The sequence below is a fragment of the Bradyrhizobium pachyrhizi genome (genome assembly GCF_029714545.1).
GTDB classification, from domain to species: domain Bacteria; phylum Pseudomonadota; class Alphaproteobacteria; order Rhizobiales; family Xanthobacteraceae; genus Bradyrhizobium; species Bradyrhizobium pachyrhizi.
Map to the genome: position 1 here is coordinate 2,125,365 of NZ_CP121667.1, position 16,671 is coordinate 2,142,035.

Here is a 16,671-nt window from a genome sequence, read left to right on the forward strand (position 1 = left end):
GAGCCATTGAGACCTTTAGACAGCCGACAAACGGTCCTCTTTGTCGGCGCCACGCATCACGATCTTGAGTGCTCCGTCGGGCAGCGGCCGCTGACTGCCTTCGCCTCGTCCCACGGCGCGCGCATCCAGACGTCGCGCTCTTCCTCGGTGGTCAGGATCACCGGCATCGCCTTGGGACGGATCGGTGCCACGACCGGGCACCGGCTTGGCACCGCGATCGCCGGCGTACTCGGTCCAGATCCCGGCGAAGGCAGTCAGCGGCCGGTCGTCGCCCAGCGCAAACCAGACGACGTCCTTCTCGCCGGTCTCCGGGTTCGGCTCCCGTGCGTATTCCGAGAAGCTGTTGAACGGCACCAGGCAGCGGCTTTCCGGCTTCAGCCAGCGCTTTCGGTGCGGCGACTTGACGTTGCGGATGTTGGTCACCGGCGGGCCGCCATACTGCGGCGGCGACGGCATGCCCCAGCGCATCAGAACCATCTCGCGACCGCCGGCGCCATCGCGAATGACCGGCGCCGGATAATCCGGGAACGCGCCCGGCATCGCCGGCAGGTTGCCGACACAGCGGTTGACGAGACGGAAGAGGCCGGCGATCGTCGGGTACTGGCCGAAATAGGCCACGCGCCAAACCAAAACAGGCCGCAACACTGGAACGACTCCAGAACGAGAAAATTATGCAAGGGAGAGAAGCGGACAGCGAAGGCGCGTTTGAGTCCCCCCAATTGCCCCGCAGACGCGCACTCGTTTGTATCAGCCCCAGCGCGACCTTGCCCTGGTGCGCTGGGACCGTTTTTGATCCGCCATTTGCGGGCGTGAAAATCCTCTGCGAGGAACGATCCAATTGGGCATCTGCTGGACGCGCTTTGGCACCTCAGGCGATGCGTTCATCCGGTGAATGGATCCGGTCCCTGCCAGCCCAGTCCATTCACCTAATGTCCCAGCGTCTATCCCCCCGGTAGCGCTGGGGCTTTTTATTGAGAAGCTGGCTACTCGCAGATGCGAAATATGCGAAGCGCCGTCGCCGAAGGCGTCGCGGATCGCCGTGCGGTAGGGATGGAAGCCGCCCGTTGAAAACTCGGGCTGGCCGATCACGCGGGCGCGCAGATCATGCAGAAAGCCGAAAGTCCATCGTGCTTTCGGTGTTACGCTTGCCGACGCCCAGCTAATGATCGCCTTTTGCGTCCCGGCCATGCCGATGAAAACGTACTGATCGCCCTTGGCGTTGATTTCGTGGCGATGAAAGAGGCCGCCAACTGAGGCGGCCTTAATCGTCCCAAATGCGCTCACCGCACTGGCATTGATAAAGCCGGACGGTTCTGCCCTTCTGAATATCGAGTATGGTTTGCGCTAGGCAAGCGAAGGCGGCGCAAGTTGGACAAAATGTTCGCGATCTGAGGTCGGCTCCGCCGACAGCTGTTCGTTATGATGCGTAGTCACTTAACTGGACCTCTACTCTGGATGGAGCAGTTGGAAGCGGCGGCATGCGACTGGTCAGGTACGGCTGGTCCGATATGTCGACGACTACTTGCTCCTGTTCCAGCTACGGCAGGATGCGGAGACGATGACGGCGGCCTTGGCGGAGCGACTGGCCAAGTTCGGTCTTCATCTCCATGAGGACAAGACGCGGCTGATCGAGTTCGGACGGTTTGCTGAAGAAAACCGTCGGCGCAAGGGCAGGGCACGGCCGGAGGTGTTCGACTTCCTGGGCTTCACGCATTACTGCGGCGAGACCAGGGACGGACGCTTTCTCCTCTGCCAGAAGACCCAAAGGAAACGGATGATCCGCAAGCTGAAGGAGCTGCGCCAGGAGATGAGGCGACGAATGCACCAACGGCTCCGCGACCAGCACAGGTGGCTGGCTGCGGTGCTGCGCGGGCACTACGCCTACTTCGGCATCCCCGGCAACAGCACCTGCCTCGGTCGCTTCCGTCTTCAGATAATGAAGGCGAGGCGGCGGGTCCTACTACGGCGAAGCCAAAGGCCGAAGCTGTCGTGGCAGCGGTTCAACGCGATCCTGAGGGTCTTCCCGGTACCGATCGGGCATGTACGCGACTGGCGTCACCAAATGGTCTGATCAAGTTACTCGTCAGAGGAGCCGGATGCGGGAAAGCTGCACGTCCGGATCTGTGAGGGGGGCGTCGAGCGATCGACGCCTCTACTCGACCTAGTAGCGGAGCACTCTAAGCGGGCGAAGGATTGCGTAGGAACGGCGACTTTTGACGAACTACCAAGGGTTCACGTCGCGACTTATGCTTCTCCGCGATAGGAAAACAGGGCTTCGGAAATAGTGGGTCTAGCGATGTAGCGGACCCCCGCTACCATGCGGCATTCGTCATACCGTCGCGGTTCATTGCCTTATCCAGCCTCCAAAGGGATGGTGCTTTCCACGCGGTCCGCCGACTCGGGGGCGGGCGCGCTCTGCGGCCAAGGCACGAGTAACGAGTGAAAGGCTGCCTGGCGTTCGGCTGTCGGGTCCGGGGCGCTGCATCCTCATGCTCGACTCTCGCCGTTTTGATGGCTGTCGTCATCCTAAGGGCTTCGTGCGAGTGCAGTGTCTTGGTGACCATTGAGCGAATTAGTGGCGCCAATTCCCGGCCGTCAGCGTCGTACCAAGATACGGCCCAGCAATGCCGTGCTGTACTCGCCGGTGGCCCTCGCCAGATTTCTTGCGCTCGAACTCGGCTGCCCGGCCGGAAAGTTGAAGGGCAGGCTGAGCGTCCAAGGCGCGATGAACCGGAATCCCCAAGAGTCGTCCTTTTGCGGCGGCTTTGAGATCGGTGCGAGTTCGATCTCGTCTGCCTTATGGGCGAAAGGCGAGGATAGCGCGATCTTGCCTTTGATGGGTTGAACGACCGCGCCGCCTAGACCGTATTTCAGCGTCGAGTAGACGAAATTGCCATCCGGCTGGACGCCGACCAGCGGCTGATCCAGTTTGTCGCGGAGTTGCTTGATGACGAGATAACTGTCGATGCCACCGGGCACGCCGTCGCGCTCGAACCAGGTTCTTATGGTGCCGGATGAGCTTCGCATGGAGAAGGAGTCATTATCATCCTGGATTCGTGCGACCTGTTTGTTGAAGCCGTAAAAATTCTGGCCGATCAACGTGGCTGCCAGCGAGCTCACGAACAAATGCGGCATGTAGCTGAACAGGACGTTCTGCAATGAAGGTGCGTTCTTATGGATAACGTCGGGAATCAGCTGGGCGATTTCGAGGTAGTGCGCGCCGCCGAAGGGTAGTGGTCCCGGACGCACGTTGCGTTGCCGGGCAAAGATCAGGACGACATGATGCGGTGGCTCGGGAATATTCTCCGCTGTCTTTTCCGTCTTGCCCTCTGCATCGGACGACGCGCCGTGATGCGCTGTCTTGATCGTGCTGTGGGGCGCTGGAGGTTCGAGGAGTGTCAGCCCATCGGGTAGCATTTTCTCGAGTTCGCAGCGCGGCCGTTGTTGGACGACGCAGAACGCCTCGATTTCGCCGGTACCGGCGACGGCGTTAGTGGCAAGCTTGCGCAACAGGTCCAATGCCGGCAACAAGGCGGTTGGCAGCGAAACGTCGTCGAAGTCGTTGGCGTTTGGCATGGCAATATCTACTCCTGCAATTGCGGCTGCCGCGGCGCGGCCCGCCATGACCGATGCTTCAATACAACCCGCATTAATACCGGTACGAACCCAGTCGCCGGCGAGAAAGAGATTGTCGACCCCCGAATTGCCGGCCTCCATGCGTTTGAACACGCTGCCGGGAACCGATAACACATATCGGTCCGAGGGATTGATGTTCACCCTCGGATATTGCGCGAAGAACCGCCTTCGAGTGGGTGGGGAATAAGCACGATAGTCGAAGAATCGCTCCCAACGAATGGCATGGCCGGGGCCTTCAATTCCGGGCCATAGGAAGTGAAGGTCGCTCTCGACCCAGCGCAGCATCCTTCGCCTTTGCCGCGCGAGCATCCTGGCCGGATAGCTGTGTTTGCAGAACGGGGGCGGCGGATCCAGGGGATCGTCGACCAGGGAGCCAACGAAATATGCCAACCCCTTGGGAGACGGTTGAGGCCATTTTTCCAGTGGCAACATCAGGCTGAGGTCGGCCCAGGTATCGAGCGGCAATACGAATCCCGAAAGAGCCGTTCGATCCTGCTTGCAACCGAGCTCGCGCATGCCGACGCTTGTCCATGCTTGAAAGGCTACCGTCGCCGTCGTCTTGATGGCATCGACCATCTCTCGCCAGCCGGGCGTGTGGCAGATCAGGTCGCTGCATATCGTGCAAAATGCGCCGATGCCGATGCCGAGCACGACATCGTCGAAATCCCTCCCTCGCAGCAGCTTTCGGGGAGGGTCGACGCCGGGCCACTTCGTCCATGCCGATTCCAGGTCTATTCTTTGGTCCCGCAGATCCTGTCCTTGGACCAGCTGACAGTAGTCTGGATGGGAAGGCCAGCTCGGGATTGTGCCATCTGCGCCGATCCAGATCAGCGGATCGTAAGAATTGCCGGAGTGGGTGGTCGCCTGCACGGTGGTGTCGATGAATTCGATCGAAGCTTTGTCTTGAGACAGTCCGATGTGCTCGACCTTGGTAAAGAATTCGAACTTGACATGGCGTTTCGTGAGGACCTGGTAGAGCGGAGCGAACAGCAGCTCGCCCATGGTCGCCTTGAGAAGGTAGAAGAACGACCCGCGATATGTGAAGAGCAGCTTCAACAGGATGCGGGTGCCGGTGCCAGCCGCCACATTCCTGCAGGGAACGACATTCCCGTGTTCCGTGTGGCTACCGAAGAACCCGAACACATAATCATAGCAGCCACGGACGATGGCGGAATCCAGCGTCGAATCCGAGCAACCGTTCGACCTCATCCAATCGGTCCACTCCTGATGGTCGATGCAGTCGAAGCCCTGCCACAGCACGCCGTCGCTCAACATGCCGATCGCGATCGTCAGCGCGACCTCCGCCACGATCTCGCGCGGGTCGCGAGACATGGCGGCTGACGCCGGCTTGTCGCAGAGCTGAGTCCGCGCATGCCTTAGTATCGTCTGTAGTTCGGCGGCGTCACTCGGGCTGACCGCCCTGGGATCCTGCGGCAGGATATCGATCTTCGCCCGCGCCGTTCTGAACGGACCGTCGGTCGTTCCGGCCGCCACGGCGGAGTGCTGGGTCCCCGCCGGCCATTGGTCGGTGAAACCAGCGATCGACTGGCTCTGCTGCACCGAGCATTCGAGCAGTGAGCGCAGAAAATCGACGAGCGATAATGCGGGACGCGGTGTGCCCGGAATTCCTTCATGGGGTGGAATGTCGATAGTCCATGAAGTCCAACCGGAATTGAACGGCTCCATGAGCACGGATCGATCGAGGCCCTCGAAGGCGTTCTCGCGTGACCCGAACGGCGGGCTGAGATCGAGATCGATCATCGCGGCATAAAGCCGGTCGACCAGTTCGAATGCGTTATCGTAAAAACCGGTCCAGACATGAAGTCCGTGTTCTTCGGCGCGATATCCTTTTTCCTTGTCGCGGCCGACCGCTCCCTTGCCGCCAAGCCGCCAGCCGATCGTGTAGACGGTGATGTCGAACAGCTGATGCTGGGGATCCTGCTCCGTCAGCTCGAACGCCGCGCTGAGCGCTGCGACACCGCCTCCCAGGATTGCAATCTTTCTGCGCGCCATGCGGCCGATCCTCATTCAGCGGGAGCGGGCGCGCAGCTGCGCATAAAATCACAGAGAGACACATATTGTCGGGTAGCGTGAAGGAAACGCTCGCCGGGAATTTCGAGCTCTGCGCCGATGATCGCGCGCGCCGCCTGCATTCCCGAGATCACGGCTGTTTCAACGCATTCGGTGTTGAAGCCGGTGTCGATCCAGGTTCCGGCGAGGTACAGGTGCTTGAAGCCGGACTCGTCGGTCTTCAGGCGCCAGGCGCTGGTGCCGGCCGCGGTCGCGACACAGCAGTCCCAGGGACTGATATTGGCTTTGACGTGCTGCGCCCTGATGCGGCGATAGTCGTCGCGATCCTGGTCGTCGTAGAGCACGGTCCAGTCAAACGCACCGTTCGTCATCACCTTCGGCCAGATGAATTTGGCCTTGTGCTCGAGCCAATCCAACGTCTTGAGATAGGCCAGCAGATTTGCCATCTCCTGGGCATGCCGGCTTGTCCGCGGCGCTGCGTACAATTTCGAAGGGAAGACGTCACAGAGGTAGTGAAGCGAATAGGGAGGGTCGCGGCGCTCATATCGCAGGAGCTGGGACATGTCCGCCCAGATGTCGAGAGGATTGGGGCCTGACACCAGCGCGGGCTTTTGTCCAGACCAGCCGAGGCCGGCAAGCGAGCGCGTGCTCCAGAGCTGAACTGCGATGCTGGGCACCAGGCGAAGCTTTGCCGCCATATTCCAGAAGCCGGTGCTGTAGTTGTAAAGGTCGTCGAACGGCTCGTGCTTTTCTTCAATGCTAAATAGGCCTGGTCCTGGTCCGGGCGGTCGCTCGACACTCTTGTTGCCCGTGAACTTCTTGAAAGCGCCGAGCGGTATCGCCAGGACGACATCGTCGAAATCGTCGACTCGTGTCTTTACGTCGGTGTCGACCCGCTCGTTGCACCAGAACGATTCAAAATCAACGCAGCCGTTCGGGGGCGCGTCGAGGTGAAGCCAGTCGGGTTGGCTGCTCCAGCCGAACAGTCCATGGCCAATCGGCATGGTCCATTCATAGCCGCACTTCGGTATCGCCTGCACGTCAAAGTGCAGTGAATCGACAGATCGCCCATCCGACGAGACCCTGATATCGGTCAGTTTGTGAAAGAACCGAAACTTGACGTCTCGCTGCTTGAGTATCTCGAACAGGGGAGCGACAATCACTTCGCCTGCACCGGCCTGCAGCTCCCACGCCACGGCTCCTTGATAGGTTCCGAGTGCTCGAAGCAGGACCTGCACCGCGGTTCCTGCGCCGTAGCTCGCGTTGGCGATGTCTCCGTCCGGATACTGAAACATCGTGTCGTAGAGCGCTCTCACCATTGGCGACTGCTTGACCAGTGAGGGTTCGGCGCCATGACGAACCAACCAGCGGCGAAAGTCCTCGCCGTCCATCTGCTGGATGGATCGTTGCTCAATCACGATGTCGTCGAAAATGCCGTCCACCAGCGGCCACGCTAGTCGCAAGGCCTGGTCGAACAAGTGACCAGCTGCGGTATTCGCAAAGGTCATATGACAACTGGCGCCAGCAGCGCCCTGAAGCACCCGGCGGACTAATTCCATGTCCGCGCGGCCAAACGAGATCATGTCTTCGTCGAGATGCGACAGCCATGCCGAGGCAATCTCCAGACAGGTTCTTGCCGTCACCACACCGAGTAGTCTTGAGGGTGGAAACAGCGGATCGTCGCGCATTTTGATCGTTTCGATCGAAACTTCGTCGAGCTTGACGATCGGCGAGTCTGACCCGAGCGCATAGTCGTGGAAGTCTATCAGCAGTCCTATCGCGTGCGACAGACAATTGGCGATGCTGAGGTCAGCCGGTTCTCTGCCGGGTATACCGATCTTCTTCGATGTCGGAAAGTTGACGTCATACACCCTCGGCTTGGCCCCATCGGGATCGCCGATCGGCGTGTAACCCTGTGGGAGAATCAAGGTGTTTAATTCGACTTTCGCTCCTTCCCGCGGCAAGTTCTGGTAGACCTCAGCCAACATCTGGAAGGCGTTCAGGTAGTGGCCGAACCAGATATGCAGGCCATGCTCGATGTTGCGGCCCTGCGCATCGCGCCCGCTGGCGCACTTGCCTCCGAGCCGCCATCCCAGCTGATAGACCGTGACGTGATATTGCTTGCGCAATTCCGGTGTAAGGCTGAGCTGATAGGCGGCGGAAAGTCCCGCCATTCCGCCGCCCACGATGATGATGCGGCGTTGGCTCAAGCCTGTCTCCATTGCGACGACGGCGATGGATGGACACGTTTCAGTTCGGCGAGCTCCTTGGCGGCGCCGAGGCGTTCAAAGATGTCGGCCGCCTGCCGCAGGCGAGACTCACGCTCAGGATCGCTCGCGCTGGTCGCAAGGCCGGTTCGATAGATCGCCTGCGCCTGCTCGCGGGGGGTTTGCAGCAGCTCGGCCACTTCGCCGGCGCGCTTCCAATTCTCGAGCGCCCGCGCCGGTTGACCGGTCAGGAAGCACAATCGGCCGTTCATTAACAGACTGTAGAGACGGCAGATCGGCGATGTTCGAGCGAGCCGGGAAAGCTCCCGGCACGCCAGCTTCGCCTGGCTTTGAATGTTCGAAGAGACCGCGCCGGAAGCTTGCTCCCAATGGCTCAGTAAGACATCGGCGATTCCTGCCGGCCCGAAGGCATATCCGCCCCACACAACGCCGCATTCGCGCAAGATTGGAAGTCCCCGTTCCGCAAGCTCAAGGGCGACCGCGGCCTCGCCACGCCCGAGATAGCCGGCCGCGGCCACGCCCGTGCAAAGCAATTGTTCGGTGCGGATCAACCGCTGGCCCGCCAGCGCCTTCAGTTTGTCGAGGCATCCGTTATCGGCCCCGCCCCGGGTGATGTCGATCAATGCCCGTAAGGAAAGACTCCAAGCGCGAATCTGCGGCGGGGAATCGTCGGAGAGTTCCGCGAACAGCCTGGCAAGCCGCTCGTCGGCGAGCGAAATATATCCCCGCAAAAGCGCTATGAAGATCAACATCGTCTCGCTGTTCTGCGCACGTTTTCGGTCTCCTAGGCGCTCGTAACAACGTCTTGCATGCTCGCCATGCGCCTCGGCATTGTCCCATTCGGCGAGGCCATAAGAGAGAACGCCGAGCACGAGACGGACCCGCGCGATCTCGGGCAGCGAGCCGTAATCTTCCGCCAGTTGGATCGCGCGCGCTGCGTAACTGCGGCCGATCCCCACCATGCCGGACATCCCCATTCCGAGCGCTAGCGCGCTGTATCCTCGAATCGTCTCCGGGGTCGCGCCGCATTTTTCGGCCAGGTTCAACGAGGCCAGGGTTCCGTTGAGCACGGCCAGCGAGTCATTCTGGTAGAAATACTGCTCCGACAGAAATTCGTGCATATGAGCGACGCGCTGCATGTCGGACCTGTCCTGCTCAGCCAGGACCACTTGTTTCGACGAAGTAAACCGTAACCTCAACTGGGTTGCGGCGTTGCGAATAAGCGCGCCGATTCGTTCGGTCTTGCTCGCCGGGAGACGATGACCAAGCAACTCCATCGCGCGGTGGTAGTGGTTGGCGGAGCTCTCGTAGTCCGACAATTCGTGACAAGCGTCACCGAGGATGACCTCCCAAGCCGCCTTGCGGCTGCGTCCGATCTGGATTGCTTCGCGCTGCGTGAGATCGAATAGCTTCTCCACGTAACGGATCGCTTCGCGGTTTGCCGAGTTGTTGCGCGACTGTTGCGCCGCAAGCTCGAGGTAAGTGATCGCCCGCAACGGCTCGCCGCCAAGTTCGAGATGCCTTGCCAGGCGCGCATAATTCGGTTGCAGCTCCTCGGCGTGATGCTGCTCGATAAAGCCGGCAATCCGCCGATGGAGGGTTTTTCGCTGCGCAAAAGACAAAACATGATAGGCAACCTCCATCGTTATGGAGTGCCTAAACACAAAGGAAAGTGGCCGCGTCTCGCGATCGAGTTGCAGGAAGTCGAAGTCGATCAATCGGCGGATGCATTCCGCCTTGGTGGCAGCGGACAACTCCGGGACGATTTGATCCAGCAACTCGGAGGAGAAGGCGTCGCCGACTGCGCTGGCGGCCTTGAGCACCAGCTGGTCGTCGAGCGATAGCAGGTCGATCCGGCTGACGATTGCGCGTTCAACGCTCGTCGAGAGCGAGATACTGGAATCGGCGAGGCTCTGTTCATCGAACGAACATATCCCCCGCGTAACCTGAATCTTTCCAGTGTCCCTGAGCGCGAGCGCGAGCTCCTCGCTGAAGAACGGATTTCCACTGGCATGACCGTAGACATATCGCACCAGTTCCGGCGGAACCTCGGACGATCTCAGGCGCCGTTTCACCAGCAGCCGCACGTCGTCGCGCGACAGCCGGTCGAGCCGCAGCTGCAGCGATGAGGCGAGTTCGACGGCAAGACGCTGCTCTGCGATGGCTGTCGTCTGGGTCCGCTGAGTAACCACGATCAGGAAGTCCGAAAGCCGGCGCGCGACGGCGCCAAGCAGTTCGATCGAGGGGCCGTCGAACCAGTGGACGTCCTCCATCAGGAGGATGCGAACGCTCGATCGGCGTAGGATGAAGATCACGAGTTCTTCGATCGCGCTCGCGCGAGCCGAGCCGACGATCTGTTCGGTGAAGGCGAATTCGGAAAATCCCAGTGGAATGACTTCTTCGAGCAGCGGAAGCCAATTCAGCAGCGACTCGTTTTCGAGCAGCGCTTCCGACAATTCGCGTCGAACCCGCGGTCCGTCGCCCGGTCCTTCAAACTGCAAGATCTGCCGCAATACGGCGCGCCACACGAAATAGGGCGTCGATCTTTCGATCGCCGTGGCATTTGCAACCAGGACGGCGTGATTGTCGGCCTGCGCCGATCCGATGAAGTCTTCGAGCAGGCGCGATTTTCCGATGCCGGCTTCGCCTGCAATGAGGACGAGCTTACCGGTTCCTGTCTTCAGACCGTCGAGACAGCTCCTGAGCATCGCGGTTTCGCTGACGCGGTCGATGATGGTGCGCCGGGGTGGAGCATGGAAATCGTCGGTTACTGCCGCCGGACTGAACGCCAACATCGATGCGCCCGTCCCCTTGACCTGGAGATGTGGCAGCAGATTGAACACGATCCTGCGCCCGACGGCCTGGGCCGTCGTGGCGTCGCAGACGATGTCGCCTTGTGCGGCCTCGGCGAAATGCGCGGCCACATTGATCGCCTGCCCAAAAATCCCGAATGTCCTTTGATGGAGGCCGCCATAATTGCTGCAGAACAGGCGGCCGGTCGCCAGGCCGACAGAAATCGGAATGGCCTTCGCCTCCAGCTGGCGACGGAGGCGCAGACACGCCTCGACTGCCCTGAAGGGATCGTCTTCGTGGGCAAGCGGAGCCAATCCGAAGACGAGCGTAAGAGTCAGGCCCTTGTCGTCCATCAGGACCTGATGAACGGTTCCCTCGAGCCGTTCGGCGATTTGCTGGACGTCAACGACGAAGGCCTGCAGTCTCGTCAAGAAATCATCATCGAAATTGAAATCGGGGAGGCCGACCCGCGCCACTGTGAGCGTGCGAAACTCGCCGACCCAGTCGCTGGCATCGGCTTTGCCCGTGTGGCTTCCGAAGATAGTGCCGTCTATCGGTGCGACGGCATCGGGCGAGTTCATTCCAAGGAGCCGTGCCCCATAGGGCATGGGCTCGAGTTCGCACGAGCCCGTCAACAGCCGCGCGGCGTTTGCACACAACGCGATGTCGCCGATCGCGGCTTTCTGATAGGCGAGGCCGATGCTGTAAAAGGGTTCTCCGGCTGCAACATAGTGCCATTTGTCCTGCCAGCCGCCGAGCCTGCAGAAGAACACTTCGCCGGTTTCCACCGCCGTACGCGCACTGATCGCTTCTCGGCCCGGCCCGGCGGTCATGGCCTGTCGCAGCGCAAGGCCGCAGCGCACGGCCTGCGCGGTCGCGACGGCAGCGTCCGGATCGACCCAAATCGCGAGAATGGCGTCGCCGGCGAAAGCGACGATGTCGCCTCCCTCTGAATCAATCACGTCGGCCAGTATGGCAAAGCAATCGTTGATGAAGTAGGTAAGGCTTTCAGCGCCGTCGCCGGCAGCTCGGTCGGTCTTCGCTGTGAAGCCGGCAATGTCGATAAGTAGCACCGCCGCGGTCCGGGCGTCCGCGCGAGGGTTGTTGGTCCACTCCTGAGACCGGAGGCGTGCATTCACCCATTTTGGCGTGTGGGCGGCTTGCTCCCTCGCGACAGCTCCGGCAGGCATTGCACGACCTCGGCTCAATGGAGCCGGAATGGAACCCTGTCTTGGAGAGAAAATCAACAAACCTGCGGTTCTCGGACCGCCGGAGACCGTCAGCGGTCTTGTCCAATTGCTTTGACACTATGCCTTTATGTCTAAAAATGCCTTTTATCACTTCGGTGGCATGCGGGCTGTGGGGTGGCTCACAATGATCGTCAAACTTCGGGTCCGTTCGTGATCCGGAAAGAACGCGACCACAGGCGATGACTTGTCACTCACACGCCGAGCAGATGTGGGCTTGAGCGAGGCTCGGTGTTTTCATGTCGACGTGCACATGAAGGGCTGGCCGAGCCGTGTGCATGACGCGGCGCGAACGCGCGCCAAAGGACGGTCACTGACTCTCTTAGCTTTCGACGCTTTGCTTTCGTCCCAGTCTTCATGAGGCTGCGCCTTCTGAACAAGCTCGACTTCCAAATTGAGGCTCAACCTATTGAAAACACTGGAGCGGAAAATGACGTGGCGATCCCGGCAGGAGGGATATCTCAAGCAAATTCAATGGCATGGACTGGATAACCCCGCGAATAATGCCGCCATTGCCCAGCGTTTTCGTTGTGGTGGCTGCCGTGTTCGTCGCTGAAAGGGATATTGAACAAAACGGACTAGCCATTCTGCCTGTCGCGGGGGCTGCCCGACTGCAGGGATTGGATGGTTTTCAGTGCTGTGGGTTGACCAGGATCGGCTTACTGGTCGGGACTGCTAGCCCGTCTCCGTGGGCCGTTCGAACGTCGCGATACTTGCCGAAATTTGCGGAAATCTCCCTTGCGACGGGCGACCGGGAAGGTTCCCAACCTCTCCCGACTGGGTCGCAGGCGATACATTCTCGAACCGGTGCGCTTGCGAGCCTATGCTCAAGCCGATCTGTCCTGCCGCCATCACCGCAGCCCGCGTCAAGATCCCTCCGTAGGTGGGGTAGGCTCAGCCGCGACGTTCAGCCGCTTCGTATCTGCGACCCAACCCACCGCCACAACCGCAAGCGAGGCTTCAGCATCCAACCGGGCTCCATTCTTCGTAAAGACCATGCGCACGCCAGCGGGTGTCTTCGCGAACGCCTCGATGGTGCCGAAACTCTCGTGCACCGCTATTCCCGATTGCCGCAGGGCGATCGCGGCCGCAGCTGAAATGTCAGCGTCTTCCGTGGCCAGAATGCGCGGACCGGCTTCGAACAGCTGAACGCGTGAGCCGAATGCATTGAAGATCGAGGCAACCTGAACACCCGTCGCACCTGCCCGACGACGATCATGGATGGCGAGACCGAAGTCAGGGCCCATGCATCGCCGTGGGTGCCTGTCAGCTCGAAGCCGGGGGATAAGCAGTAGCCGGCTCTCTCCGCCGGTGCAAATGATGATCTTGTCGGCGGAGATCCGCAGTCCGGCGCTCGTCTCGATCGTGTTCTTGTCGATGAAACGAGCTGCACCTGCATTCTGGTGGACAGAGCATCTTGCCGTGCAGTTGCAGTTGAAGGATAGCGCCGCGAGCTGACGCACCAACCGGTCAACCGACCATGCTGAGAACGCAGCTTCGGCCGTCACCCGCAACGTCGACGATCGAGCGTCTGCGTTGTGGAATCCAACCTGAGGTCAGTTGGCCCTCCGGACATGGCCGAAGACTCCTTCGCCATTGTTTTGACGGACAGGTGTGTGACGAAGTGCTGCCAAGAGAGTAGCGGTGCTCTGGTCGGCAATCCCGGTATGCATCGAGGTGAGCAATGAGTTCATTCGAGGCTTTCCCGTTAGCTCTGCACGACCGCGACTTGGGAGGGGTCTCGCGTGAGATGGCTGCCCACAGCGCCAGGCGGGGAGATCCAATCTCGCAACGCAAGCGGACGTCGATTCGACCGGTCTGGTTATGCATCTTGACGCTGGCGGTGGCCGCGTTCGGCTCCGGCGCCCTTCACGCACAAGCTGCCACGGCCCCTGACAGGGAACTAGTCGTGGCGACCAAGCAGGCCCCTCCATTTGCCATCAAGCAGCCGGATGGGAGCTGGAGCGGTATGAGCATCGCGCTCTGGAAAAGGATCGCCGATCAGGCACACCTACGTTTTCGCCTGGTCGAAACCCAGGGCGTGCCGGATTTGCTGGACGGCGTCGCAAACGGCAGATTCGACGTTGGCGTCGCGGCGGTCACAGTGACTGCCGAGCGTGCGCGCAAGGTCGATTTTACACAGCCGTTTTACAACACCGGGCTCGGCGTTGCGGTGCCGGTCAACGAGAACCCCTGGGTCGCGATCGGACGGGCGCTTCTCTCTTTCGGATTCTTCCAGGCCGTCGCGGTGCTGCTTGGTTTCGCAATGGCGGTCGGATTCCTTATCTGGATGCTGGAACGGCGCAAAACCGAGCACTTCGGTGGCGGCGCCAAGGGACTCGGCTCCAGCTTCTGGTGGTCGACCATCGCCATGACGCAAGCGGGGGCCGCTCAGAATGCTCCGACAACCCTCCCCGGCAGGATCGTCGCAATGGGATGGATGATCGCTTCCGTGATCGCGATTGCGGTGTTCACCGCCGGTATCACCTCCACCCTGACGCGCAGAGGGCTCGAGGGCGCCGTTCACGGCTTCAACGACCTGCGTTCCGTGCGCGTCGGCGCGGTCGCGAACTCCGCGACTGCCGACTACCTCGCTCGTCAGCGGCTTTCGTTTCGAACGTTTCCGGACATCCAAGGCGGCCTCTCCGCGCTGGGGCGCGGGACAATCGATGCCTTTGTTCATGACAAGCCGTTGCTGACCTGGATGGTTCGCAGCGACTTCTCGGCCTCGGCTCGCGTCGTCGATACCAGCTTCAGCAGCGAGAGCTATGCGATCGTACTGCCCAAAGACAGCGCCTTGCGGCCGATGCTCGATCTCGCCGTACTCGATCAAATCGAAGGTGATTGGTGGCAGCAGACAGTGTTCGAGACGCTTGGAAACGCTCAATCTCGCTGACGATACCCTGCGAGGAGCCCGGTCCGTTCAGTGCTGTCAGGCTCTCATCGTTGGAGCGGAACCGACAAAGTTCCGAACATCGGCCTCGCGAGCGATGCAAACCGTCAATAGCCCTGTGCGCATGCGCGAGTTGCTGTTCCACCAAATCAGCTTCAAGCTTGGTTCATCCTCGGCGTGGCGACTTGGCGCATTTTCTAACATGGCCCCCAAACCACGTGCGTGAGTTGCCGTTGCCGAGGAACTGCTCCAGCGCGCCTTATCCGTAGGCCGAGTTCGATCCATCGGCCAACTACGCGGGCCAATCATTCCCATCTGAGCGGCCTTCCTATTGGCGCGGTCTCAACCTGTTGTCGGCAACTGTGCTGGTGCGAGTGCATTCCATGCTTCTGCGAGATGTTCTCCGGCGCGGCGACTGGCGCCACCGGTCACGCAACGCGAGCGTGATATCCCAACTGTCGCGTCCGTGCCTGACCAGCATTGTCGACTATCGAGGCCGGCTGCCCGCACGCTTTCATTCGTGCAGCATTAGAATTGATTTCTTTCTCTGCCGGAGCGACCGGCGTGTTCGGCATAATCCTGACCGCACATCAAGCCGCCCCAACCAGCGATGGTTTCGAAAAAGAGGCCGCGTTACACGCGCGGGCACATCGGGTCGCAGCGCAGTTCCACGAAGCGAGGTTGAAAAAGCGCAATGGGTTTATGCGTCGGTCAATCTCTACAATAAGGTATCAAGCACTTGAACGCAGCAGCCGTCGAGTGGCTTGTAAGTTGAAATAGGAGACCGGGTTGCAAACACATTTTTCGCGCATCAATCAGTCCAAGGCCGTCTTCGATGAAATTTATGCCCTGGATGATCCCAGGGCGTATTTCTCTGTCCTGGGAGATTTGGATTACATGATCCCGGACGTGGCTGAGCCGGTTGTGCGCCAAATTCTGGCAGCGAAGGTTTCGGAAACCGGCGTCAAGCCGACCGTGCTTGATGTTGGCTGTTCATACGGAATCAACGCAGCGGTGCATCGGTTTCCACTGACTTTCGGGGGCTTGCGCCATCGCTACGCCCGACGCGAAATGAGGGCGATCGGTTCTGAGACATTGGTGCGTCTCGATCGCAATTTTTATGCGGCCTGGCCGGATGTCGGTCTCGCGCGATTTATCGGTCTCGATGTATCGGCGCCGGCGATAAGGTATGCAACGGGTGTTGGTCTGCTTGAGCAGGGCATTGTCGCAGATCTTGAAACGGAGGCGCTCTCGACGGACAGCGCGCACCTTATCCGATCCGCGGATGTCATCATGTCGACGGGGTGCATCGGCTACGTCACCGAGAAGACGTTCAGCAAGATTCTCGATGCGACGGAGAAGCGTCCATGGATCATTTCGTTCGTGCTACGAATGTTCCCGTTCGATTCTCTAGCCGCGACGTTTGCGAAGCGTGGCCTTGTGACGCAGCGTCTTGCCGGCGCGACTTTTATCCAGCGTCGTTTTCGCGATGCTGAAGAGTTTGAAAGTTGCTTGGCCAGCCTCGCGGCTCTTGGCATCGATGCCACCGGTCTTGAGTCGGAAGGGCTGTTTCACGCCGATCTGATGTTGTCCCGGCCTGAGGCGGATGCGCGCGCCGCTCCCCTGGAAGACATTGTCACTGTTGCCAGCGGTAGGGGGCGTCCGATCGGACCCCGTTATGTCCATGTTGAGGGTGACGACGGCCCGCAGGTCGCGCTGGAGCCGTGACGGGCTCGCTTTCCGAAGATGGGCGTGGGTGTGACCCAGGAACCCGTGCACCCAAGTGGATCATGCCCTGACTCCTGCTTGGCTACTTTCTGCCAGTTCTGCAGTCTACAGGGAG

Annotated in this window: 8 protein-coding genes and 1 pseudogene; 3 read left to right on the forward strand and 6 right to left on the reverse strand. The window is 60.4% G+C overall.

The genetic code is table 11. The features are described from left to right. Window positions 1-15: 15 nt before the first annotated feature. Both QA639_RS09805 and QA639_RS09810 read right to left on the reverse strand, forming a co-directional pair. A pseudogene (locus QA639_RS09805) lies at window positions 16-540 on the reverse strand (SOS response-associated peptidase family protein). Window positions 541-747: 207 nt separating this feature from the next. Further along, window positions 748-1,284 (reverse strand): hypothetical protein, encoded by a 537-nt coding sequence (locus tag QA639_RS09810; protein ID WP_283089672.1) that lies wholly within the window; start codon window positions 1,282-1,284, stop codon window positions 748-750. Window positions 1,285-1,522: 238 nt separating this feature from the next. Here QA639_RS09810 and QA639_RS09815 point away from each other — a divergent pair, with 238 nt between their 5' ends. Further along, a complete protein-coding gene (locus tag QA639_RS09815; protein ID WP_283089673.1) occupies window positions 1,523-2,071 on the forward strand; it encodes an RNA-dependent RNA polymerase family protein in 549 nt (182 codons plus the stop codon). 524 nt (window positions 2,072-2,595) lie between these two features. Here QA639_RS09815 and QA639_RS09820 read toward each other — a convergent pair. From QA639_RS09820 to QA639_RS09835, 4 genes are all read right to left on the reverse strand, one after another. After that, a complete protein-coding gene (locus QA639_RS09820; protein ID WP_198400069.1) occupies window positions 2,596-5,649 on the reverse strand; it encodes an NAD(P)-binding protein in 3,054 nt (1,017 codons plus the stop codon). An 11-nt stretch (window positions 5,650-5,660) separates the two neighbouring features. Continuing rightward, window positions 5,661-7,877: an NAD(P)-binding protein gene (locus tag QA639_RS09825; protein WP_283089674.1), complete on the reverse strand. Its 2,217-nt coding sequence runs from the start codon at window positions 7,875-7,877 to the stop codon at window positions 5,661-5,663. Then, on the reverse strand, window positions 7,874-11,761 hold the full coding sequence (locus QA639_RS09830) for an AAA family ATPase (protein WP_198400068.1): 3,888 nt from the start codon (window positions 11,759-11,761) through the stop codon (window positions 7,874-7,876). Before QA639_RS09830 ends, QA639_RS09825 begins: the two co-directional genes overlap by 4 nt. Before the next feature lie 1,040 nt (window positions 11,762-12,801). Continuing rightward, window positions 12,802-13,443 carry an FAD-dependent oxidoreductase gene (locus QA639_RS09835; RefSeq protein WP_050387525.1) on the reverse strand — a complete coding sequence of 214 codons (642 nt, stop codon included), beginning with the start codon at window positions 13,441-13,443 and terminating at the stop codon, window positions 12,802-12,804. 401 nt (window positions 13,444-13,844) lie between these two features. Here QA639_RS09835 and QA639_RS09840 point away from each other — a divergent pair, with 401 nt between their 5' ends. Both QA639_RS09840 and QA639_RS09845 read left to right on the forward strand, forming a co-directional pair. Next, on the forward strand, window positions 13,845-14,831 hold the full coding sequence (locus tag QA639_RS09840) for a transporter substrate-binding domain-containing protein (RefSeq protein ID WP_244482627.1): 987 nt from the start codon (window positions 13,845-13,847) through the stop codon (window positions 14,829-14,831). A gap of 786 nt (window positions 14,832-15,617) precedes the next feature. Beyond that, window positions 15,618-16,556, forward strand: a complete 939-nt coding sequence (locus QA639_RS09845; RefSeq protein ID WP_028333436.1) for a hypothetical protein — start codon at window positions 15,618-15,620, stop codon at window positions 16,554-16,556. Window positions 16,557-16,671: the final 115 nt, after the last annotated feature.